Source organism: Ohtaekwangia sp., assembly GCF_036568665.1.
Lineage (GTDB): Bacteria > Bacteroidota > Bacteroidia > Cytophagales > Cyclobacteriaceae > Ohtaekwangia.
This window is the reverse complement of sequence record NZ_DATCSD010000428.1, coordinates 1-23,053: the sequence shown is the minus strand read 5'-3', so window position 1 is coordinate 23,053 and position 23,053 is coordinate 1. Positions and strand designations below refer to the sequence as shown.

At 45.2% G+C, this 23,053-nt stretch carries 20 protein-coding genes; 6 read left to right on the top strand and 14 right to left on the bottom strand.

The window, feature by feature from the left end:
- The first annotated feature begins 91 nt into the window (after nucleotides 1-91).
- Nucleotides 92-304: a twin-arginine translocase TatA/TatE family subunit gene (locus tag VIN08_RS25010; protein WP_331971421.1), complete on the top strand. Its 213-nt coding sequence runs from the start codon at nucleotides 92-94 to the stop codon at nucleotides 302-304.
- Nucleotides 305-706: 402 nt separating this feature from the next.
- On the top strand, nucleotides 707-1,918 hold the full coding sequence (locus VIN08_RS25005; RefSeq protein ID WP_331971418.1) for an IPT/TIG domain-containing protein: 1,212 nt from the start codon (nucleotides 707-709) through the stop codon (nucleotides 1,916-1,918).
- 82 nt (nucleotides 1,919-2,000) lie between these two features.
- Here VIN08_RS25005 and VIN08_RS25000 read toward each other — a convergent pair whose 3' ends face one another.
- Nucleotides 2,001-2,393 (bottom strand): response regulator, encoded by a 393-nt coding sequence (locus VIN08_RS25000; RefSeq protein ID WP_331971415.1) that lies wholly within the window; start codon nucleotides 2,391-2,393, stop codon nucleotides 2,001-2,003.
- Nucleotides 2,394-2,848: 455 nt separating this feature from the next.
- Between VIN08_RS25000 and VIN08_RS24995 the strand changes: the two genes are divergently transcribed.
- Complete coding sequence (locus VIN08_RS24995) at nucleotides 2,849-5,323, top strand: transglycosylase domain-containing protein (protein WP_331971412.1); 2,475 nt, start codon at nucleotides 2,849-2,851, stop codon at nucleotides 5,321-5,323.
- A gap of 240 nt (nucleotides 5,324-5,563) precedes the next feature.
- Nucleotides 5,564-6,193 carry a hypothetical protein gene (locus VIN08_RS24990; RefSeq protein ID WP_331971409.1) on the top strand — a complete coding sequence of 210 codons (630 nt, stop codon included), beginning with the start codon at nucleotides 5,564-5,566 and terminating at the stop codon, nucleotides 6,191-6,193.
- A gap of 174 nt (nucleotides 6,194-6,367) precedes the next feature.
- Here VIN08_RS24990 and VIN08_RS24985 read toward each other — a convergent pair whose 3' ends face one another.
- Nucleotides 6,368-7,267, bottom strand: coding sequence for an EamA family transporter (locus tag VIN08_RS24985; RefSeq protein ID WP_331971406.1), 900 nt, complete (start codon nucleotides 7,265-7,267; stop codon nucleotides 6,368-6,370).
- Between the two features lie 95 nt (nucleotides 7,268-7,362).
- Here VIN08_RS24985 and VIN08_RS24980 point away from each other — a divergent pair, with 95 nt between their 5' ends.
- Together VIN08_RS24980 and VIN08_RS24975 are read left to right on the top strand one after the other, a co-directional pair.
- Complete coding sequence (locus VIN08_RS24980) at nucleotides 7,363-8,055, top strand: peptidylprolyl isomerase (protein WP_331971404.1); 693 nt, start codon at nucleotides 7,363-7,365, stop codon at nucleotides 8,053-8,055.
- A gap of 81 nt (nucleotides 8,056-8,136) precedes the next feature.
- Entirely contained in the window at nucleotides 8,137-8,988 is an 852-nt protein-coding gene (locus VIN08_RS24975) for a transketolase (RefSeq protein ID WP_331971401.1), read from the top strand.
- Nucleotides 8,989-9,297: 309 nt separating this feature from the next.
- On the opposite strand, the gene VIN08_RS24970 is transcribed toward VIN08_RS24975, so the two are convergent.
- From VIN08_RS24970 to VIN08_RS24915, 12 genes are all read right to left on the bottom strand, one after another.
- Entirely contained in the window at nucleotides 9,298-9,732 is a 435-nt protein-coding gene (locus VIN08_RS24970; RefSeq protein ID WP_331971399.1) for a hypothetical protein, read from the bottom strand.
- Nucleotides 9,733-9,741: 9 nt separating this feature from the next.
- Nucleotides 9,742-11,376 (bottom strand): GAF domain-containing protein, encoded by a 1,635-nt coding sequence (locus tag VIN08_RS24965; protein WP_331971396.1) that lies wholly within the window; start codon nucleotides 11,374-11,376, stop codon nucleotides 9,742-9,744.
- A gap of 156 nt (nucleotides 11,377-11,532) precedes the next feature.
- Entirely contained in the window at nucleotides 11,533-12,267 is a 735-nt protein-coding gene (locus tag VIN08_RS24960) for a LytTR family DNA-binding domain-containing protein (RefSeq protein ID WP_331971393.1), read from the bottom strand.
- 196 nt (nucleotides 12,268-12,463) lie between these two features.
- Nucleotides 12,464-13,894 carry an NADH-quinone oxidoreductase subunit N gene (locus VIN08_RS24955; RefSeq protein ID WP_331971390.1) on the bottom strand — a complete coding sequence of 477 codons (1,431 nt, stop codon included), beginning with the start codon at nucleotides 13,892-13,894 and terminating at the stop codon, nucleotides 12,464-12,466.
- Nucleotides 13,881-15,428 (bottom strand): NADH-quinone oxidoreductase subunit M, encoded by a 1,548-nt coding sequence (gene nuoM, locus VIN08_RS24950; protein WP_331971387.1) that lies wholly within the window; start codon nucleotides 15,426-15,428, stop codon nucleotides 13,881-13,883. Before nuoM ends, VIN08_RS24955 begins: the two co-directional genes overlap by 14 nt.
- A 10-nt stretch (nucleotides 15,429-15,438) precedes the next feature.
- Nucleotides 15,439-17,325 (bottom strand): NADH-quinone oxidoreductase subunit L, encoded by a 1,887-nt coding sequence (nuoL, locus tag VIN08_RS24945; RefSeq protein ID WP_331971384.1) that lies wholly within the window; start codon nucleotides 17,323-17,325, stop codon nucleotides 15,439-15,441.
- A 64-nt stretch (nucleotides 17,326-17,389) separates the two neighbouring features.
- Nucleotides 17,390-17,698 carry an NADH-quinone oxidoreductase subunit NuoK gene (gene nuoK / locus VIN08_RS24940; protein WP_331971382.1) on the bottom strand — a complete coding sequence of 103 codons (309 nt, stop codon included), beginning with the start codon at nucleotides 17,696-17,698 and terminating at the stop codon, nucleotides 17,390-17,392.
- Nucleotides 17,695-18,222 (bottom strand): NADH-quinone oxidoreductase subunit J, encoded by a 528-nt coding sequence (nuoJ, locus tag VIN08_RS24935; protein ID WP_349257898.1) that lies wholly within the window; start codon nucleotides 18,220-18,222, stop codon nucleotides 17,695-17,697. The genes nuoK and nuoJ overlap by 4 nt, the downstream gene beginning before the upstream one ends.
- A 43-nt stretch (nucleotides 18,223-18,265) precedes the next feature.
- The gene (nuoI, locus tag VIN08_RS24930) at nucleotides 18,266-18,781 is read right to left on the bottom strand and encodes an NADH-quinone oxidoreductase subunit NuoI (protein WP_331971378.1); all 516 of its coding nucleotides are present in this window, start codon (nucleotides 18,779-18,781) and stop codon (nucleotides 18,266-18,268) included.
- Nucleotides 18,782-18,814: 33 nt separating this feature from the next.
- Nucleotides 18,815-19,762 carry an NADH-quinone oxidoreductase subunit NuoH gene (gene nuoH, locus VIN08_RS24925; RefSeq protein WP_331971376.1) on the bottom strand — a complete coding sequence of 316 codons (948 nt, stop codon included), beginning with the start codon at nucleotides 19,760-19,762 and terminating at the stop codon, nucleotides 18,815-18,817.
- Nucleotides 19,763-19,782: 20 nt separating this feature from the next.
- Entirely contained in the window at nucleotides 19,783-22,515 is a 2,733-nt protein-coding gene (gene nuoG / locus VIN08_RS24920) for an NADH-quinone oxidoreductase subunit NuoG (RefSeq protein WP_331971374.1), read from the bottom strand.
- Nucleotides 22,516-22,591: 76 nt separating this feature from the next.
- The coding region (locus tag VIN08_RS24915; RefSeq protein ID WP_331971372.1) for an NADH-ubiquinone oxidoreductase-F iron-sulfur binding region domain-containing protein at nucleotides 22,592-23,053 on the bottom strand (462 nt) is incomplete at its 5' end.

Sequence of the window (23,053 nt, the reverse complement as noted above, 5' to 3'; positions counted from 1 at the left end):
CTTTCGAATTGTTTTGCAGGCACGGGGTAATAACTACCTTAGCGTCTGCGTTGATTAGTTTACAAACGCACAAAATTTAACTACTAAAATCATGTATACAATTCTTTTGTTTTTGAGTGGTGTTGGTTTCCAGGAAATCTTACTGATCGGGCTGTTTATGCTTGTATTTTTTGGCGCGAACAAAATTCCCGAGTTTATGAAAGGACTTGGCAAAGGTGTTCGCGAATTTAAAGGCGCGATGGATGATGTGAAGAAACAAATGGACGATGTTAAATCAGATGTTACAAAAGATCTGAATCCATAGTCATCACCAGAGAAATTTAAAGTGCCGTATGAAGCAAATTCATGCGGCACTTTTTTATTTATACCTATATCGTATTTATATACCTGTTGTCTTAATTCATCTGCCAATTACAATTAAATATATACATATTACAATTAAATATATACATACATTAGTCTACGTGTATATACTGAGCATACAGCCTATATTTCATTCACCGTAAATCCGCAAACTCCGCTTCGCATGTATATTCAATACCTGCAGGAGACTATATATTTTACTTCATCGATTGATACTCCTTGAAAATCCCTTGCTTCGCCTCAAATGTAATAACAACCCGCATAAAGCAATTTACCTTTCGTTCCTTTGACAACATTCACACACAAAATATACCCGCACATTATTTACCCTAATTATATACTTATGGAAAGAAAGCAGTTTTTGAAGAGCCTGGGAATGACTGGTCTGATGGTGCCACTCATTGTTTCGTGCAGTAAAGATGATGAGAGTGTTCTCACACCTACCATTTCCAGTTTCACGCCAACCAGCGGTGCAACGGGAACTACGGTTACTATTACGGGAACAAACTTCAGCACCGTTACTACAAACAACACGGTTACCTTTAACGGAACCACTGCTACTGTTACTGCAGCGAGCGCCACGCAACTTACGGTTACTGTTCCGTCAGGTGCTACTACCGGCAAGATTACTGTTACTGTAAATGGCCTTACGGCTACATCTGCCAGCGACTATACGGTAACAACTTCCGGCACTACCAGCACTACGCTAAGCATTACCAGCTTTACCAGTAGCGGTGCCGTTGGTTCATCGATCGTTATTACCGGAACCAACTTCAGTACAACAGCTTCCGAAAACACAGTAACCATCAATGGCGTAACAGCAACGGTTACATCAGCTACTGCTACACAACTGGTGGTAACTGTGCCGAGCGGTGCTACTTCCGGAACTATTTCCGTAACGGTAAATGGTGTTACGGTAACATCTTCTTCCAGCTTTACCGTTAGTACAGCATCTACCTCCTGTACAGCTACCGACTCCGAAACAGCTGGCCCTTTCCCTACCAAGAGTCCATCGGATCTTGTTAAGACAGATATCCGTGGCGACAGAACCGGTGTTGCCTTCACGATTGTGATCACCATCGAAAATAAAAACAACAGCTGCACAGCACTGGAGGGTGCACTGGTTGATATATGGCACTGCGATAAGGATGGTTATTATTCAGAATATGGTGGCACTTCCATGCAGACGGTAGACTATACATCTGTGCACTTCCTGCGTGGCCGCCAGACTACCAACAGCGATGGTAAAGTATCATTTACCTCTATATTTCCCGGATGGTACCAAAGCCGCGCCACGCACATTCACGTGCACGTGTATAACTCGGCAGGAACTTCTTTGTTAGTAACACAAATTGCCTTCCCGGAAGGTAGCGATAGTGCCGTGGTTCTTGTAAATGCTTCTACTGCCAACGGATATACCAAAGGTATGTCGGGCTATACTTATAACGCGAGCGACAGTGTGTTTACAGACTCCCTCGACAACGAGGTAGCTACTGTAACCGGCAGTGTGGCGGATGGCTATGTGCTCACGCATACTATCGTGGTAAGTGCATAAACACCGTACAGATATACTATAAAACAAAAGTGCCGCCGGAAATTCCGGGGGCACTTTTTGTATTTATTGAAAGTCAATGTTCTTATCCTAACGGTAAATGAATGGCCGGTGCCATGGCTTTGAGTTTGGCTACGGTGAGCGGCTTTACCATGTAGTGCTGTATACCCAGCTGCCGGCTCTGGCGAATATCTTCCGAGTCTTCAGAAGATGATACAACGATGATGGTGATATTTTCTTTTCCGGGGAACGAACGGCTCTGCAGTGCCTCTATAAATTTGAAACCATTCATGACCGGCATGTTGAGATCCAGAAAAATGATCTGCGGAAGGTCGTGCTGATGCTGTTCCAGGAATTGCAACGCTTCTTCTCCATTGCCGGCGGTATGAACCACCGCAGAAGGTGACGCGAGTTTAATGATCTTCCTGTGCAGAAAGATACAGGTATCGCTATCATCTACCAGGAGTATTGTATTCATTTTGAAAACGGGTAAAATTTCTGCCGTATAAAAAACAAAACTAAGCCGCGAAAGTTATGCGGGTATAACCATAATGATCAACAGGGCGCTATCGCCAGGTAAGCGGTAGCCTTGAATGAGAAATAGGTGTCGGGTAAGCAAGACAAATTGCTTTTCGGGCAGAATACCACCCGGTATCCGTTTCTTCAAAAAATAAACTTACCTTGCAGAAAAGTAACCCTCACCCCTTGAGCACCCCTAAAATCCTCGTAAAAATGGTTCAGAATTTTGCCGCGTCCGGTAGAAAGCAACAATAGGCAAGCCTTTAAATTGAGAGATTTGAAGGCTTTTATGTTTGTTAAACTCTCCCCTTTTAACATCAAACGATAAATAACCGTTACCAACGCTTTATCCTGATTGTTATATACTGTGCGGGTAATTATCTTACCTCTTTTCGTTTTGTGACGTGAACAGCTATGCAAGAATTTTTTAAGAATCTAAGAAGTAAAGTACACCAGATCTATATCACGTTGTTGCAACGGGCCGAGCCGGTTATCCGGTATATCAAGCCCCGCTACGAGCAGGTACGCGAATATTACCGGACTCACCCCAAAGCAAAACGCTGGACGATTATCGGCTCTATTGTGCTGGGGCCTCCCCTGTTTTTGCTGCTCGTAGTATGGATCGAGATTCCCAGTTACCGCTCACTGCGCAGTATTCAAAACCAGGTGGCCTCTGAAGTATATAGTGCCGACAGTGTATTGCTGGGACGTTACTATATACAGGATCGCACGGAGATAAAATTCGAGGAGATCTCTCCGGTCGTGATGGATGCACTGATCGCTACTGAAGACGTTCGCTTCTATGAACACAGTGGTGTTGACTTTGAAAGTCTCGGGCGCGTATTGGTAAAATCCATTTTGCTACAGGAAGAATCAGCCGGTGGCGGGAGTACTATTACACAACAACTTGCCAAGAACCTGTATCCGCGAAAGCGTTACTGGATATTGTCTATGCTCATCAACAAATCGCGCGAGCTGATCACAGCACAACGTCTTGAAAGTATATATTCCAAGAAAGACCTCATTACACTATATCTCAATACCATTCCCTTTGCAGACCAGACCTTTGGTATAGAAGCGGCTTCCAAGCGTTTCTTCTCCAGCTCAGCGAAAGATATTACGGTAAGTCAGGCGGCCGTATTGGTGGGCATGCTGAAAGCTACCAACTCGTATAACCCACGTTTATTTCCCGAGCGATCGCTCACACGCAGAAATGTAGTGTTTGCCCAAATGGCCAAGTATAATTACCTGACGAAGGAGAAACTGGACTCGCTCAAAAAATTACCGCTCGGACTGAAATATAGCAGTATATCTTTTCACGAAGGGCTCGCTCCTTATTTCCGCGAGTTTGTGAAAGCGGAGTTGATGACGTGGTGCAGGAACAATACAAAACCGGATGGATCGCCCTATAATATTTACACGGATGGATTAAAGATCTATACCACGATCGACTCTCGCTTACAGCAATATGCCGAGAAAGCGGTAGCACAGCAGATGACGGAAATACAAAAACAATTCTTCGATCACTGGCGAAAAGAAAATCCGTGGCAGAAGAATGAAGAAGTTATACAGGATGCGATACACCGCAGCCAGCGCTATCAACACATGAAAGAACAAGGCATGTCAGAAGAAGAGATACTGGTTGAAATGCAGAAGCCGGTGCCGATGCGTGTGTTCTCGTGGGAAGGCGAAAAAGTGATGAAGATGAGTCCCATCGATTCTATCAAGCACCACATTCAGTTTTTAAATGCAGGTTTCCTGGCGATGGATCCGAAGAACGGCATGATCAAAGCGTGGGTAGGTGGTATCGATCACGACTTCTTTCAATACGATCATGTGAAGACTTCTACCAAGCGACAGGTGGGTTCTACTTTCAAACCGATAGTATATTCCATGGCCATTGAAAAAGGATTTGAGCCTTGCGATTTTATATCTGCTGAACGCAAGACCTATATTGATGAGGAGGGCGACAAGTGGACTCCGCGAAATACACAAAACGATTACCAGGTAAAATATTCTATGCGAGGAGCGCTCGCGTATTCGGTAAATACTGTATCGGTAAAGTTGATCGAGATGGCCGGTGTTGATAGTACTATAGCACTGTCGAGAAAGATGGGTGTTATCAGTGAGATGAAACATGTACCTTCGGTAGCACTGGGCTCTTCTTCGGTATCACTTACTGAAATGACTACGGCCTATTCGTGCATCGCGAACGAAGGTGTTACGGTACTTCCCTATCACATCATCGCTATAAAAGATTTGAACGGAAAAGTATACCAGGATTTCAAACCTGCTAATAAAGGCGTACGGGCTATATCCAAAGAGACTGCATTACTGGTACGACAGATGTTACAGACCGTTGTACACGAAGGTACAGCTTCGCGCCTGCGCTGGAAGTATGGAGTATATAACGACGTTGCCGGTAAAACAGGAACAACCCAAGCCAATGCTGACGGCTGGTTCCTCGCCATGACACCAAACCTTGTGGTGGGTACATGGGCCGGTGCTGATGATCCGCGGATACATTTCAGAAATACAGAACTTGGTCAGGGTTCCAACACAGCGTTACCGATGTATGGCTACTTTATGAAGCAGGTAAACAATGATCCGCATTTTAAGAGTATATCGGATGCTACGTTTTCGCGCCTGCCCTACGATTTACAACAACGTCTGAGCTGCGATCTGTACGAACTGGATGACGAACTCCTGGCTGAACTGAAAGTGATGGTTGCTCAACAAGATTCCATACGACAAGCCGATACACTTTCTACCTTGAAAGAGTCGTTCATGGAGAAACTCTATAAACGCAAAATGAAAATGCTCCGCGCCAGTCAACCGAGCGACAGCACGGCCAATGAAGTAGAAGGACTGGAAAACCTGGGAGGATAATAATATAAAGTATAAAGCAGAAAGTTGAAAGCGGAAAGTAAATGCATGCTGCTCAGCTTTTAGCTTTCTGCTTGCATTTTCATCTGCGGGAAAATAAATATCGAACAAGAAATATCGATCAACGAATGTTGACGTTGTGAACCTTTCTCAGTATTGCGTGCTATACATCTGCCCCTTTTAAGAAGAAAGTCCTATATATACTGAGTTGCCTCAATAGATAATTCCCTATATTTAGGAGCTATGCCCCAATATAGAACTACACGTACGAGTCTGATATCCTTAATTATCTTACTCTCTGCCTGCGGACAGAAAAATGCAACCGATAATGTTTTGCCCGACAAGCAAGCTATAGTATTGGCTGACAGTATAGATTCAAAACCTGCCCAAAATATAATCGAACATATCCACGAACCTTATTACGTTGGCGATATCAACAATGACAAAAGTGTCGACACGGCTTATGTTATTTATGATCGCAGTGTGCGGGCAGACGGTACAATTGAAAAAGAATGTGCAAATACAAATTGCGAGGTGAAAATTAAATTCACTGGCAACATTCCGGACCTTATTATTGACCACTCCCTCAGCGTTTACCTGGAAAAGGCGGATGACATGAACCATGACCAAGCCAACGAGATTATATTATTTTCTGAATGGTTTGAAGGTTATTGGTATAACATTTTTGTGTGGACTTTTAAAAGCGGAAAGTGGGAAGAAGTTGCAAGAACAAAAGCATTTTTGTCTGAAGAAAAAGACTATGAAAACAGGCTTATTAAGATTGACTCTCAATTTTATCTAGTAGGTGACGGTTGGGATGACAGTAAAGGAGGAGTGACTGAAAGAAGTATAAAAGTAAAAATTGCGAAATAACCGAGCAGTACAACTCTGCGAATCCTCAGAACAGATTGCTAACGGATAACGTGTAACCAATAACGAAATTGAATATCGAACAAGGAACACCGATCAACGAATGTCGAAGTATAACTTTCTATTTTAAACTTCTGCGTTTATCTGCTCCCGATAGTTATCGGGCGGGAAATACTTTCAGCTTTTCACTTTAAGCCTCAAGCTCTCCACTGCCGGATAATTGAATATCACCAGTGCTACCACAATGATACAGTAGCCCACCAGTTGTATGCTATTGACGGTTTCTCCAAATACAACAAAAGCCACGCTGAAGTTGATCAGTGGATTGAGATACATCAGTATACCTATAGTAGCGGAGTTGATCCTGTTCAGGGCAAACAGATTCAGGAACAATGGCAATACAGTAAACACCACGGCTATACCGAAAATGATACTATAGAATACAGGTGCTGATGGTATGGCATGTATCAACTGACCATAGAATATATTCAGGATGATGAACGAGAACAACACCTGTATACAAAGCACGATCATACGATCGAAGCCCTGATTCTTTCGCTGTGAGATCAGATATAGCGCGTAGGTAAAGGCTGTAAGAAAGCTATAGCCAAGCTCGAGTGCTGAATTCATTCCCATCACCACGCAACTTACTGTACACAACGCTACGGCTATCCACTGCAGGGTAGACATCTTCTCCTGTATCAACACATATCCTAATACAGCTGTAATTACCGGGCAGATGAGATACGAGAATGAAGCCGTTTTGATGTTGATATGATTAACGATATAAATAAACGTAAGCCAGTTTACCGTAAGCAATGCACCACCTGCCAATGTGAGCAGGATAACATTGCGTTGTTTGGCAGCGGGAAATGATTTGAGAAAAGCAAAGTCTTTACGCAAGGCATCGCGTTTGAATCCCAACACGATGACCAGTAACACCAGCGATGAAAACAAAATACGAAAGTACAGGATCTCTCCTGCCGAATATGCCTTGAGTGCCCGCAATGGAATGGAGAAGAATCCCCAGATCACAAAGGCAGATATCGCGGCCAGATAATGTTTCTTGCTGTCCATGAGCGGGCGAATATAGAGATTAAAGTAAAGCGTTAAAATGCTTTTACGTTGTACATTATTGCAAACGTTTTTACTTTGTGAAATTCTTTACGATCATGAAACATTACCCAATAAACTACTTTTGTATAGTATCACTCATGTTTCTGTTCCTGTCGTGCGGCAAGAAAGAGAGCGTGGTGATCACACCTGAAAATCTGAAAGAAGTACTGACACAGTATGGTAAAGAAAACCCGGAGAATGAAGTGATCATCGAGACGAAGATGGGCACTATTCGCCTGAAGCTATACGAAGATACACCGCTGCACCGCGCTAATTTCGTGAAGCTCATCAAGGAAGGTTATTACGATGAGGCTGATTTTTACCGCATCGCGTATGAGTTTATGATCCAGGGTGGCGACTTGAAAAAGAAACTGAACTACGTCATTCCATCGGAGTTCAATCCGAAACATTTTCATAAGAAGGGCGCACTTTCGATGGCACGTGTTACCGAAAACAATCCGAAAAAAGAATCATCAGCAGCCGAATTCTTCATTGTGCATGGAACACGCTACACCGATGAAGACATCGATATTGAAGCACGCAACCTCGGTATAAATGTAATACCGGAGCAAAGAGAGGCCTATCGTACGGTAGGAGGCTATATGACGCTCGATGGGGAATATACTGTGTTTGGTGAGGTAACGGAAGGACTGGATGTTGTTGACAAGATTGCCAGCGAGAAGGTTTACAACACCGATCACCCGCTGCACAAAGTTCCGTTTACGATTCGTGTGGTAGAATCAAAATAAACACACCATATCCTGAATTGACACCGCTTTTTCTTTCAAGGTTAGAAAAATTACAGCATCTTCGCGACAAATTTTGACTTCATGAGCCAAACAACCGACATCGCTTCCCTTAAGAGACTGAGTTCACAGATTCGCAGAGACATTGTTCGCATGGTACATGGTTGCCAGTCCGGTCACCCGGGCGGATCACTCGGCTGTACTGATTTCTTTGTCGCCCTCTACTTCAAGCAATTGAAGCACGACCCGAAGTTCAACATGGATGGTATTGGTGAAGATCTTTTCTTCCTCTCCAACGGTCACATCTCCCCGGTATGGTATTCAACCCTGGCAAGAGCCGGGTATTTTGATATAAAAGAACTCGCTACATTCCGTAAGCTTGATTCACGCTTGCAAGGTCACCCTGCTACGCACGAACACCTTCCGGGTATACGCATCGCTTCCGGCTCGCTCGGCCAGGGCTTATCGGTATCCATTGGTGCCGCGCAGGCCAAGAAGCTGAACAAAGACGATCGCTTTGTATATGTATTGATGGGCGATGGCGAGCTGCAGGAAGGACAAGTTTGGGAAGCAGCTATGTATGCCGGCCACAACAAAGTTGATAACCTGATTGCTACGATTGACTATAATGGCCAGCAGATTGATGGCCCGGTAGATAAAATACTTTCCTTGTTGAATCTCCGCGCCAAGTGGGAATCTTTCGGTTGGATCGTGCAGGAGTTTAACGGTAATGTGATGGAAGAAGTAGTAGCCGGTTTGGAAAATGCACAGAAGCTCGCCAAGCAAGGCAAACCCGTGATCAACCTGATGAAAACCGAAATGGGCTTTGGTGTTGACTACATGGTTGGCTCACACAAATGGCACGGTGTTGCTCCCAATGATGAAGAACTGAAAAAAGCACTCGCACAACTCGAAGAGACACTGGGCGATTACTAATTTTTAAGAATATATATTATAAGGATGCCAGATGTATGTCTGGCATTTTTTATTATCGTTAGTCGTTACGTATATCCGTTAATAGTTATTTGTTATTCGTGAGTGGAAAATGGTTCGGACCTCCCGTCTTCCAGATCTTTTATACTTCGACATTCGTTGATCAGTGTTCCTTGTTCGATGTTCAATTCCGTTATTCGTTAATAGAGATTCAAAGAAGAGTATGATTTCCTTTTCCCTATATATAGTAAAAATGCCAGGTGAACAGCCCTGGCATTTCCTTTTACAACCTAAACAAGATATACCATATATCTAGTTTCCTTTAACCCAGGCAAAAGCCTCGTTGATATCTTTTGTATACATCGCCTCCATGGTTGATGAGCTGGAAGCCGTGTTCTTCAGATCTTCCATGATCTCCTGCATCGACATCTCACCGAGTATATCGTTCGGTAAAACAACGGTAATCTTTTTAAGACCTGCTTTTATTACCATAGGAGTAAATACTTCCTGTACCCATTTGTTATGTTCATCGCTGGTAGCGCCCAGGTTCGAAGTATCTCCGATCCAGTTAGTCGCTTTGTTTTTGGCAACTTCCTGAGCACCGCGCGTCAGAATTTCGATCCACTCTTCCAGCAGCACATCGCCTTTCCATTCCAGAAGTATACAGTTCAGTTCAGGCAGAAAGTATATATGTGCGCCATTCTTTGCTACACCGTACTCAAAACTTACAATTAATTCTTTTTTCATGATACAGGTTTAATTTATAGTTGATTTAAGTCGTTTCAATTCTTCTTCCGAAGCCTTGAGCCGCAGACTCAGTTTATTCATGGCCTGCTTCTGCATCTCCGCTATCTTTTGTGCACGCACAGCTTCATCCTGCTTCACCCGTTCCATCTCCTGCTTCATCTGTTCCAGCTCATTCACTTTACTCTTCAATTTCAGAGTCGCGTTGAGCATCGACTTCTTCTGCATCTCACCTACCTTTACCGAGCGCTCTGCTTCTTCCTGTTTAATGCGCTCATTCTCCTCGCGCGCACGATCTATCTCGGCCTGCTTCGCGATCATGGCTTCCTGTGTGGCCTGCAGTTCTTCCATGTTCTGCCGAAGCTCTTCTTCCTGTGCACTTAGTTCCTCGTTCTTTTGCTGAGATTCCGTGAGCACCACTTCCAGTTGCTTCTGCGCTTTTATTATAGCAGTAACATCCTTGGCAAAAACCGCAGCTTCATATATATTGCCATGGTCGTCAATAAGCGGTGCATATATAGAGAGGTGATGATACTCAACACCATTCAGTATACTCTTCAACGTATATTCGAATGTCTCTCCTGCAAACACACGCTTATACAGATGCAACTGATTTTCTCGTTCAGCAAGCTGATGCCAATCCAATGTATTTAAGCCTTTCTCTACCCGCATACCTAACTGCTCGCGCGATCGCGCAAATGCTTTATTCCAGCTTACGAGTTTATACTCTTTATCTACCGTGAAGATCATATCAGGCGATACATTGAGAAGCTGATTTACATACGCTTCCTTCACCTCGATCTCTTTTAACACGCGCTGCATTTGCTCTTGCGTGGATTGAAGCTCTTCTACATTCTGGCGCATCTCTTCTTCCTGCGCACGCATCTGTTCGCCCTGCACCTGACTTTCGTGCAAAAGTTTGCGCGTATGCTGATTAACCCTGGCTGCAGATATAGTGGCTGCTATACTCTCTGCCAACCGTTCAATAAATTCACGGTGATGATTTTGAAATACGGTGAACGAAGCGAGCTCCACTACTCCATATACTATATCATTCAGAATCAACGGTACGATGAGCAGATTTCTGGGAAGTGCCTCTCCCAGTCCGGACGTTATCTTCACAAAATCCGGAGGAAGATTTGTCATATATATAGTATTTTTCTCCAGCACAGCCTGGCCGGCAAGCCCTTCGCCCAATGCGAATCGCTGCGCTATATGTTTCTTGCGATTATAGGCATAGCACGCTACCAGTTCGAGATGTACATCAGACGTGTCTTCGCTCATCACATACAACGCGCCCTGGTTGGCACCTATATATTTAACTACATGACTGATAACTGTTTCTGCCAGCTCTTTCAGGTTGTCGTTCTTGGTTCGGAGTATATCTACAAACCGGGCAAGCCCTTCGGTTATCCAGTTACGTTGCTTTTCATCTTCGGCAATCTTCTTCATCTGATCGCGCATGCTCGTTAAAGACAACGCCAGTGAATTGCCCTCCCCGGCAACATCGTGTTCCAGGTTTATTTCCAGATTACCTTTCTCAATTTCTCTGACAAAATTCCTGGCTACTTCAATTTGCGATTCCAATAACGCCACTTTCTCTTCAAGGATGGCAAGTCTTTGACGTTCAATAAGTGTATATTTCATTATTCAGTATTGTTATGAGGAAAGACATCAAAAAAACCGGATGCAGCAGTTGAGGGAGCGCAAAACTATACGCGCAACGAACAGGCAGACCAGCGAATGTATAACTGGAGGTAATGATGAATTAACCGGGAAGGGATGGCTTTTAGCCGGAGAGAATTATACTACTTTCGTAAATGCGTCTGACGCTCTGTATCCGAGCCGTTCAAGAAACGCACTCTTCTTTCGCCTTGAAACATCAAGGGCTGTGTTATCAACCATTACAACGTATCCACCCTCACCTCGTGTATAGGTCTTTATATAGTCGAGTTGTATAATACAGGAATGATGTATTCTGAAGAAGTTATAGTTCTGCAGCAATAGCTCATAATCTTTTAACTGGCGGCTGGAAAGATGTCGTGCACCATCGGTAGTAAAAATCTCAGTATAATTTCCGGATGCTTTACAGTATAGTATTTCCTGTATAGCAACAAAGTCGAAACCCTCTACAGTAGGAATGGCAAGCTTTGAAAGATTGTTGCTCCTGTGTAATTCTATTTCACGCAGCAGCATTTCTTCCTGAGCGGCACGCTGTTCCTTGCTTCCTGTATGCTGTTTCTTGGACAGGTTGCGCTCCGCGTTCTCTTCCCTGGTTATATCTTTGAAATATATAGATAATCCTGCCGGGCCGGGGTAAATATGATATTCCCATACTGCGCCATCCAGTGCACAATAAATCTCCACTCGCATTGCACGCTGATCTTTCATCGCCTCGATGCAACGCTCGCGAAACTGCTCTCCAACCGAATTAAGATAAGGATAACTGATATTGCCAATCGCGATACGATAAGGATACTTTTCGTTTAGATTGACATAAGAAAAAGTCCAGTCTCTGTCTATTGCAATAAAGTTCATTCTACCACCCTCCCCCTGCAAAATCGCTGCATGAACAAAATCATTCTGCGCAGGCAAAGAACAGAAGAATGTGTTAATCCGAAAACAGCTCGTAATAAATAATGCTTATTTCAAATTAATTAGTGACCGAAAGGTCTATTTTGACGAATAATGCGCTACCGGCTAAATGTATTCTTATCAGGGAAGTAAGATAACACTATAATACAGAGCGAATCAATGCCACCATTCCCTCGGGGCTTACACCGATCCAGAACAAGGACAGGGCCAGCACAGCTAATGTTATACTGCTCACTATATATACCAGTGGATGAAGTTCCTGAGACGGTTTTTCTTCCTGTTGCTGATCGAACATAACAGCCATGAGCTTGATATAGTAATACAGACCGATTACGCTGTTAACAATGAGTGCCACTACCAGCAGCCAACGCTGGGTATGTACTCCCGCAGCAATTACGTAGAACTTTCCAACAAAGCCCGCGGTAAGAGGTATACCTGCGAGTGAGAGCAACATGGCACTGAATACTATAGCCGTGAGAGGTCGTCTCCAGAGGAGACCGCGGTAATCTTCCAATTGTTCTGCATCGCGTTCTTTATCCGATAGCGTGGCGAGTATACCAAAGGCACCGAGTGTTGTAATGAAATAGGCTACCAGGTAAAATACCATGGCCTCCATGCCGAGCTTCTCTCCTGCCAGGAATGCCACCAGTAAATATCCTAAATGTGCAATGGATGAATATGCGAGCAGCCTTTTAACGTTGCTTTGCCGAAGCGCGAGTATATTTCCGATAAACATAGATGAAATAGCAAGTATGGTAAATATCAAGGTAAAGGAAGTATACTGATAACCATTCAGCGCATTGAAGAAACGCACCAGCAGCGCCACCATGCCTCCCTTGGAAACTGTAGCGATAAAAGCTGTTACAGGTGCAGGCGATCCTTCATATACATCGGGCGTCCACATGTGGAACGGCACTACACCTAGTTTGAAACCGATGCCTACGATCATCATACCAAAGCCTGCTACTACCATGAGCGGCATTTCGTGTGCCTGCGCAATCCAGTTTGCTATACCGGTAAATTCCATTGAGCCTGTAGTAGCATATACCAATGCCATACCGAATAGCAGGAATGCAGACGAGAACGCTGCAAGGATAAGATATTTTATACCGGCTTCATCAGAACGTTCGCGTGTTCGCAGGTAAGCGATCAATGCATAGAGTGATACACTGAGTATTTCAAGACCGAGGAACAGCGACACAAAATGTTTACTGATCACCAATATTACCGAACCCAGTGCCGCGAGGATCATCAATATATAGTATTCTTCTTTTCGCTCTTCGCGTTGTTCAAAATACGCATACGAGATCAATACAACCACCAGCGTTGTGAGCAATATGAGTCCTATATTAAATATACCAAAGCCATCGAAGATGAGTAATGGCTCAATGGCTTGCATGTGACGATCGCTATAGAACGTGAGATACAGGAAATCAACAATCAGTGAGAGCACGGTGATCACAAAAATTACTTTGTGATTGCGCTTAATCGAGATCGAAAAGAAGATCAGGATGGCTGCACTCGACAAAATCCATAGCGGAATAAGACTGAGCAAATCACTTTTGTTCATGGCTGCTTCTGGTTAAGGCTTCATATACTTTATTTCTTTCGGCACCACGATGGAGTGCTGCATGATTATCCGTGTGCATGCTGTTGGCAACGGTTGGCCTGGAAGTATCAATTACCGGCTGGGGAAACAGCCCGAGCCAGAGTATAACGATACACATCGGCACCAGTATAAATTTCTCGCGAAGCGAAAGATCATGCAAGGCATAGCCGGTATTGGTTTTTCCGAGAAATACTTTTTGCATTATACGCAGTGAATAAGCAGTGGCGACCACCAGCCCGGCCGTTGCAACAATGGTTAGTGGTTGACTGGCCTGCCACGCACCGATAAGCGTGAGAAACTCTGCTATAAAATTACCAAGTCCCGGAAGGCCCAGTGACGCCATGGCAAACACCATCGCGATCACACCCATAAAAGGAACCTTCTTCCATAAGCCTCCCATCTCTTCGATGTTACGGGTATGTATCCGTTCATAGAGTGCTCCTGCCAGAATAAACAATGCCCCGGTGCTGATACCGTGTGTGATCATCTGCATCACTACACCTTGCATAGCAAGTTCACGAAAGGCAAATACACCAAGTATAACAAACCCCATGTGACTGACACTGGTATAGGCTATCAATCGCTTGAAGTCCGTTTGTCCGTATGCTTGCAACGCGCCATATACTATACCCACAACACCTGCGAGCATAGCCCACGGAGCTATAGCAGCGGAGGCTGCAGGAAACAGCGGAACAACAAACCGGATCAGACCATACGCACCAGTCTTCAATAACAAACCGGCCAGTAATAAACTTCCGGCTGTTGGTGCCTCGGTATGTGCATCGGGCAACCAGGTGTGAAAAGGCACAACCGGAAGCTTTACAATAAACGCTGCTAAAAATCCCAGCATCAGCCATCGTCCTGTTTCGGGCGACAGCGCTGTTCCCAGCAACGTAAAATAATCGAAACTATATACCTGGGTTTGATCGCCATGTATAAAATATAGGCCGAGTATAGCCAGCAACATCAGCAAACCACTGGCCTGGGTAAAGATGAAGAATTTATAGGCAGCATACTGGCGGTTCTCGTGCCCCCATATACCAATGAGAAAATACATGGGTATAAGCATTACTTCCCAGAAGAAGTAGAAGAGAAACAGATCCATGGTGAGGAACACACCGGTAATACCGGCCAGCACCCACAAGAGATTGAAGTGAAAGAAACCTATACGGTATTGAATTTCATTCCACGATACCAGCACGGCCAGTATACCAAGAAAGAATGTAAGCACCAGCATCAGTAAACTCAACCCATCCAGTGCGAGGTGAAAATTTATACCGAAGCTGGGGATCCACGGTATATATACATCGCGCAGCCACGAGTTGGTAAGCGTCATGGAAAGACCTTCCTGTATCCAGATCGTGAGTATAATTCCGAAGTCTGCTGTTACCGCCAGCAATGAAAGCCAGCGACAGGCTGCGGCATTCCAGCGTGCAGCAATTCCGGCAACAATACCTCCGGTCATCAGAATCACGATCAACAATATCAGCATCATAGCACAGGCGTTAAGGTTGAATGAACAAACTGATGGTAATGATCAGGATCGCTCCTGCCACAATACTCATAATATACCAGCGAAGTATACCGTTCTGTGTTCGTACAAAGGTTTCGTTGAAATATTCTGTTAATCGAACAAGCAACGTATAGAAGCGATCGATCACATCGCCCTTGTTCCACTTCGACAGGTATACGAAGGGGCGAACGAATACAAAATCGTATAGCGCATCCAGATCCCAGCCTCTGAACCAGAACTGGTGTACACCACGTGTGGCGCTTTGCAGATCATCGGCAAGCTTGGGCTGCTGAATGTAAAATATATAGGCTATATATATACCTCCCAGCGAAAAGGCAGCGGCAATCAGCTGCAACGTCCATTCGGTGCTCTCTACACCTTCGCGCAACGGTACGGCCGGCAGTAACGGACTGAGTATATTGGAAAAGAGCGTAACATGACCGAGTGTATGCGGCAATTCGATAAACCCTCCTATCAACGACAAAACTGCGAGTATCACCAATGGAATCGTCATTCTTTTTCCGGGCCGATGACTGATATGTGTCTTTGCTTCACCAAAGAATGTAACAAATACCATTCTGAAAGTATACATGGCAGTGATGAAAGCGCCTGTTAATGCGGCTATAAAAAACCACAGATTACCTCTCTCACCTGCCCACGCGAGCCACAATATCTGATCTTTACTATAGAAACCGGCTGTTATAAAAGGGAGTGCTGCCAATGATGCTGCACCTATCAGAAATGTATAATATATCACGGGCAGCTTCTTTCGCAATCCACCCATACGAAACATATCGTGTTCGTGATGCAAGGCCATAATCACGGCACCTGCGGATAAGAATAGCAGTGCCTTGAAAAAAGCGTGTATCATAAAATGAAATATAGCGGCCGACCATGCTCCTACTCCCAACGCCAGAAACATATACCCGATCTGACTGATGGTAGAGTATGCCAGCACGCGCTTCAGGTCATACTGTGTTAACGCACTGCATCCTGCCAGCAACAACGTAACAGCTCCTATAATGCCCACCCATTGCTGCGCCAGCGGGGCAAGCTCATATATACCATGCATGCGCGTAATGAGATATACTCCGGCTGTTACCATGGTAGCAGCATGGATCAGTGCACTGACCGGTGATGGACCGGCCATCGCATCGGGCAACCATGTTTGCAAAGGAAGTTGTGCTGATTTACCTACTGCACCACCGAGTAATAAAAATCCTACCAGCACGGCAGAGGAAGCTCCTATCGTCCAAACTTGTGGAGCCTGCACCAGTATATCCTGGATATTGAGCGTATGAAATACACTGAACAACACAAACAAACCAATGGCCATGGCTGTATCGCCAACGCGCGTTATAATAAATGCCTTGCGCGCGGCATAACCATTTTTCTCTTCGCTATACCAGAAGCCGATCAGTAAATAGCTGCACAGACCGACACCTTCCCAGCCAAGATATAGCAGCACTAAGTTATCGGCCAGCACCAGGATAAGCATGGCACATACAAACAAATTAAGATAGGCGAAGAATCGCGCAAAGCCTTCGTCTGTTTGCATGAACTCGGTTGAGTATATATGGATCAGGAATCCAACGAAGGTAATCACAAATATAAATACCAACGACAATGAGTCGAGATAGAACGTGACACCGGGTGATAAGCCATCCACATGAAACCACGTCCATGCTGTAAATTTATAGGAAGCCTGACCGGTTGCGAGAAAATCATATCCCACCAGTGCTGTGATAGCAGCCGAGAGACCTATGCTTCCACACCCTATACGTGCGGCCACGCGCTGTGGTATACGCGAACCGGTGAGTATAAGAATAAGCGCACCGAGAAAGGGTAAAGTGGGTATGAGCCAAAGCAAACTCAGCATACAGTAAAATTTAAAATGAAATGCTCTGCGAGCAGTATATATATATATAGTTTACACTTCGTAACTATCCGTGCATTTTATCAGCAGCGTCACTGTCGAGTGTTTTGAGCTGATGATAGATCTGAAGTATCAACGCCAGGCCCACGGATACTTCTGCAGCAGCCATGGTCAGTATAAAGATGAACATCACTTGTCCATCGGCTTGTACCCAGCGCGACCCTGCCATAATAAAAGCAAGACCTGCGGCATTGAGCATGATCTCCACCGAGATCAGCATAAAGATGATGTTGCGCCTGATCAATACACTGATCAAACCGAGTGTAAATAAAACACCCGCGAGCAACAATCCGGATTCTATAGGTAATGTTTTCATTCTTCTGCTCTTTCAAGGAAACGATGTACTACTTTTCTTCTTTGCCGGCCCAGGTGATAGGCGCCTACTATACCGGCCATGAGCAACAATCCGCTCAGCTCTACGCCAATAATATAGGGGCCATACAACGATATGCCTACCGCTTTGGCATCTACCATGGTACTACCCAGCGGCATGGTACCAGACGATACCAGTATATATACCAGCTCTCCCAGCAGGATGAAGGATAATATACCCGGACCGATCCATATATTCTTCGAAAACCACTTTCGCTCCTGCTCTACCGATTCTTCTTTCAGGTTCAGCATCATGATCACAAAAATGATCAGCACTACAATGGCGCCTGCATAAATGATCACCTCCAATGCTGCCATAAAAGGTGCTCCCAGCATAAAGAAAATTACCGCCACCGCCAGAAACGACACCACCAGGTATAGCAATGCATGAATCATATTATACCGCGTAATCACCATGATCGTGGCAACTATAGCGATGAGGGATGTGATGTAGAATGACATGGTAATGTTGCGTTTGTTTCTTTAAAAATGTGATCTGAAGAGCTGCTATCTAAGGAAGTATACTCTTCACATCCACGGGCTCCAGTTCATTATCTGCTTGTCCTTTGTCTTTTTCCCCTATAGCAAGGCCGGCTACTCTGTAATAGTTATAGCCGGGATATTTACCCTGACTGTTGATGAGTAAATCCTGCTTTTCATATACCAGGTTCTGACGATTATACTCGCCCATTTCAAAGTCGGGTATAAGTTGTATGGCATAGGTGGGGCATGCTTCTTCGCAGAAGCCGCAGAAGATGCACCGCGAAAAATTTATACGGAAGAACTCGGGGTAACGTCTTCCGTTCTCGTCTTCGGTTGCCTGTAGTGAGATGCAATCTACCGGGCAGGCTGCTGCACAGAGATAGCATCCTACACAACGCTCCTCCATGTCGGGGTCGCGTGTCAGCACGATCCGGCCGCGCCACCGTGCAGGTAACTTCACTTTCTCTTCGGGGTATTGAATGGTGACACGTTTATGAAACATGTGCAGAAACGTAAGCCACATGGTACGGATGATGCTGAACATATATAGTCTGCTAAATGTTTTTATCTATATATACTATTGTTCGATCCAGAGTATAATGCCGGCTGTTATTACCAGGTTCAGTAACGACAGCGGCAACAGTATCTTCCAGCCAAACTCCATGAGCTGATCGTATCGCGGACGAGGCAATGATGCACGCAGTAAAATGAACAGCGCGATAAAAGCAAACATCTTTAACACGAACCATACAATGGGCGGAAGAAATGCCGGCCCGAGCCAGCCACCAAAAAACAAACACGTTACCATACAGGAGATGAGCATAATGCCGATATACTCTCCTACGAAAAACATTCCGAATTTCATTCCTGAGTATTCCGAGTGAAAGCCTGCAATAAGTTCACTCTCTGCCTCCGGTATATCAAAAGGCAATCGATGCGTTTCAGCTATACCGGCTATCAAGAAGATCACAAACCCAAGGAACTGTGGTATAACAAACCACATGTTCTTCTGTGCTTCTACTATATCATGCAGACTGAAAGAGCCTGTCATCAACACAACACCCATGAGCGATAGTCCCATAAATACTTCGTATGAGATCATCTGCGCTGCACCGCGCATCGCGCCCAGCAACGAGTATTTATTGTTAGAGGCCCATCCGCCCAGAATTATACTATAGGCGCCCATGGAAGACATGGCCAGAAAAAACAGCAAGCCTATATTTAAGTCGGCTACAATAATGCCTGGCGAGAAGGGCACGATTACAAAGCTCATCAACACCGTGATCACCACGATAGCAGGTGCCAGTATAAATACTTTTTTATCGGCAAAGGGCGGCACCCAGTCTTCTTTGAAGAACAGCTTCAGGGTATCGGCCAGTACTACGAGCACTCCCAATGGACCTGCACGATTGGGGCCATAACGATCTTGCCACACAGCAAGCAGTCTGCGCTCCAGCCAGATCAACCCGGGGGCTACCAGCAGTAAACCTCCCAATACAGCTATAACGATTAACAGCGGTGACATTCTTTTACATGTTTAGGTGTTTATGTTTTTACGTGTCGCGGTTTTGGAGCAGGTATATAGGTAGCGTTAGACGTTCGTGTGGTGGCCCACTCCGGTAGTTCTGCATATGGTATACCATCAAAGCCATAGGGTACTGCCGCCACTCCGTTGGGAATTTCAGTAGTAATTCGTACGGGTAAAGTATATATATGGGCACCGATATGAAGTGTGAGCAATTCACCATCTTGCAAGTGCAGGTTCAATGCATCATCGTGATGAAGCAATATATAGGGTTCCTCTATGCGTTGAGCAACAGAAGGAGAACGTGCGCTCAATTCTTCTGATCCGAAAATATGATATACCGGCATAATCCACAGGTGATCTTCCATCGGGCGGAACGCTTCCGGTATAGCTTTAAAATATTCGAATGGTTTTTCCATTACGGGGTTGAGCAAGCGTATACCGGGGTCTCCTCCCCTTAACGATGCTCCAATCTCCTGCTGATATTTATTCACGGATTGCACAGAGTTCCATCCCGGTGACCAGAAGAACGGAATCATGGAAGAAGGCGGCATACCTCTGTATCCTTCCATAGTATACGACATCGCTGAGTCCGGATCTTCCGGCGGCTTTGGCTCGCTTACGTTTTTATCTGCATTCATGGACGTGCGACCGCTATATCTGTGAGGTTCGCGTGGTATACGTTGCCCTGCCTCGCGATATTGTGAGGGCGGAGATATAGTCTCCACTCCTTTCAATAGAATCTCTTCTGTTGCTATAGCATTGGTTACGTCTTCAAAATTCTTCCACGCGTTCATGTGCATGTTCCCTGCATGGCAACCTATATTTAGCAACCAGCGCCAGCTCTCCTGTATAACATCAGTCGCTTCGTATACCTGGAAGAAACGCTGTGCCCGGCCTTCATTGTTTACCAGTATACCATCAGACTCTGCAAATGTACCAGCCGGTATAATTACTTCTGCGCGGGCCATGGTGGCGTGCATGGAATGATCGATCACAATTACATGCTTGCAGGCATCGAAGAATTTATCGATGTCGGATTCATGGCCGTGACGGTACAGATCATTCTCCAATACAATAACGGTATCGGCATGTCCGTTTAGTACAGCGTTGAATGCAGCCTGTAACCGATGTCCGCCCATCATGGCGAGGCCTAACGAATTACATTCCAGCATGGTAAATACAAGGCCTGTGTTGGTGTTCTTCTTGTGTAGCGCTGCCGCTATATTGGCAGAAGCTTTCATCAGTACATCGCTCTGGCATCCGGCACCCGATATAATTACCGGTTTCTTCGCAGCAGCCAACGCCCGGGCTATCTGCTCTGCCAGTACTGCTATATCTTCCGGAAGATTGTTCACTGCAGGCGAAGCACTATCCAGTATATGCGCTACAGCCATGCCGAGTCGTGCGGTATCATCGGGTGTTGCACGATACGTTGCAGCGGCAAGCTCATCCAGTTTGGTTGTATGAAGGCTTGCTATATATAGCGGGCCTTTTTTATCCTGCACGATGCCGCGCACGGCTGCATCATTCCACAACGGTATGTGTACCTGTAGCGCTGACTCAGAAGGCTGTTGTCTTACGGCTTGTCGCACGGCCAATGCCAGTATGGGTGCGGTGTTGGTTATATCTTCGCCCAGTATAAATATAGCATCGGCTTCTTCTACCTCGCGGGTGGAGGGTGTTCGCACGGGGCCATCTTTCAAAATACGAATAGCCAGCTCTGCAAGGTCGTGCTCATTATCTGACACACCGTGATAAAAATTCTGTTCACCTACCAGGGCTTTCAGCGTAAAGTTTGCTTGCAGGGAAGCGCGTGGTGAACCTATACCAATTACGTGCGAGCTCTTTACTATAGCAGGCACTTCGCTTAATATAGCTTGCCGGTCAACCGTCTCTCCGCGAAGAATGGGTTTACGAATACGATCTTTAGCATTGACAAATTCATACCCGAATCTTCCGCGGTCGCAGAGAAAATATCCGTTCACTTCTCCGTGATATCGATTGGCAATCATGCGCAGGGAACCATATCGTTCGCCTGCTATCGTATTGCAACCTATACTGCAGTGCTGGCAAATTGATGGCGCCATGGTAAGATCCCACTTGCGGGTATAGTGTTGCTTGAGTGTTTTATCGGTAAATACTCCGGTGGGACAAACCTCTGCGAGATTACCGCTGAACTCACTCTCGAGCACACCATCTTCTGCCCTGCCAAAGTATACGTTGCTACGCGATGCAAATACATCAAGATCTTTACCACCCGCATAGTCTTTATAAAAGCGCACACAACGGTAGCACTGTATGCAGCGATTCATTTCATGATTGATGAACGGGCCGAGGTACTGATTTTTATGCGTACGTTTTTTATAGCGGAACCTGCGATAGTTATGTCCTGTCATAACAGTCATATCCTGTAAATGACAAGAGCCGCCTTCATCGCATACAGCACAATCGTGCGGGTGATTGGTCATGAGCCATTCAATCACCGTCTCACGAAATTCTTTTGCTTCGGGATCGATGATCGATATATGCTGATTGTTTGCAACGGGCTCCATACACGACATTACCAGTCTTCCCTTCTTGTCGTTTTCATCTTTATATAGTTTTATAGCACATTGTCTGCATGCACCAACAGATCCCATGGCGGGGTGCCAGCAGAAATACGGTATATCCAGTCCTAGCGAAAGACAAGTCTCCAGCAGGTTTTTACCGGAGGTGATTTCGTAGGGTTTATTGTCGATGAATATTTGCATAATGTGTTGACGTGTTTACGTTGGCACGTGTGTACGTGTGCAGGTGTGTAGGTCGAGGTGTGAACTATATATACTCTTAAAACCTGGAGATGTCGGTTATGAGATTTCGGTTGGGGTGTGGGGGTTTTGTGAGGTCTAGCTTCTCGAGTTCTTCGGCTATATATTGTTCAAAGTCTTTTCGAAAATATTTGATGGCGCTTTGCAGAGGTTCCATCGCTCCGGGAGCGAGTGCACAGAAGGTATTACCAGGTCCTAAATATTTTGTATGAAATTCCAGCAGGTGTATATCGTGCGCTTCACCGTTTCCTTCCTGTAGTGATTGCAGTATCTTTTCTATCCAGGGTAATCCTTCGCGACAAGGTGTACAGAAGCCGCACGACTCTTGTGCGAAGAAGTGTATCAGATTTTTTACGAAGCCTACTACAGATGTTTTATCATCGAGCACGATCATCGTGCCTGTACCGAGACGGCTACCGGCCGCAGCAACAGAAGCATAGTCCATCTTTACATCCAGGTGTTGCTCTACCAGAAAATCCGT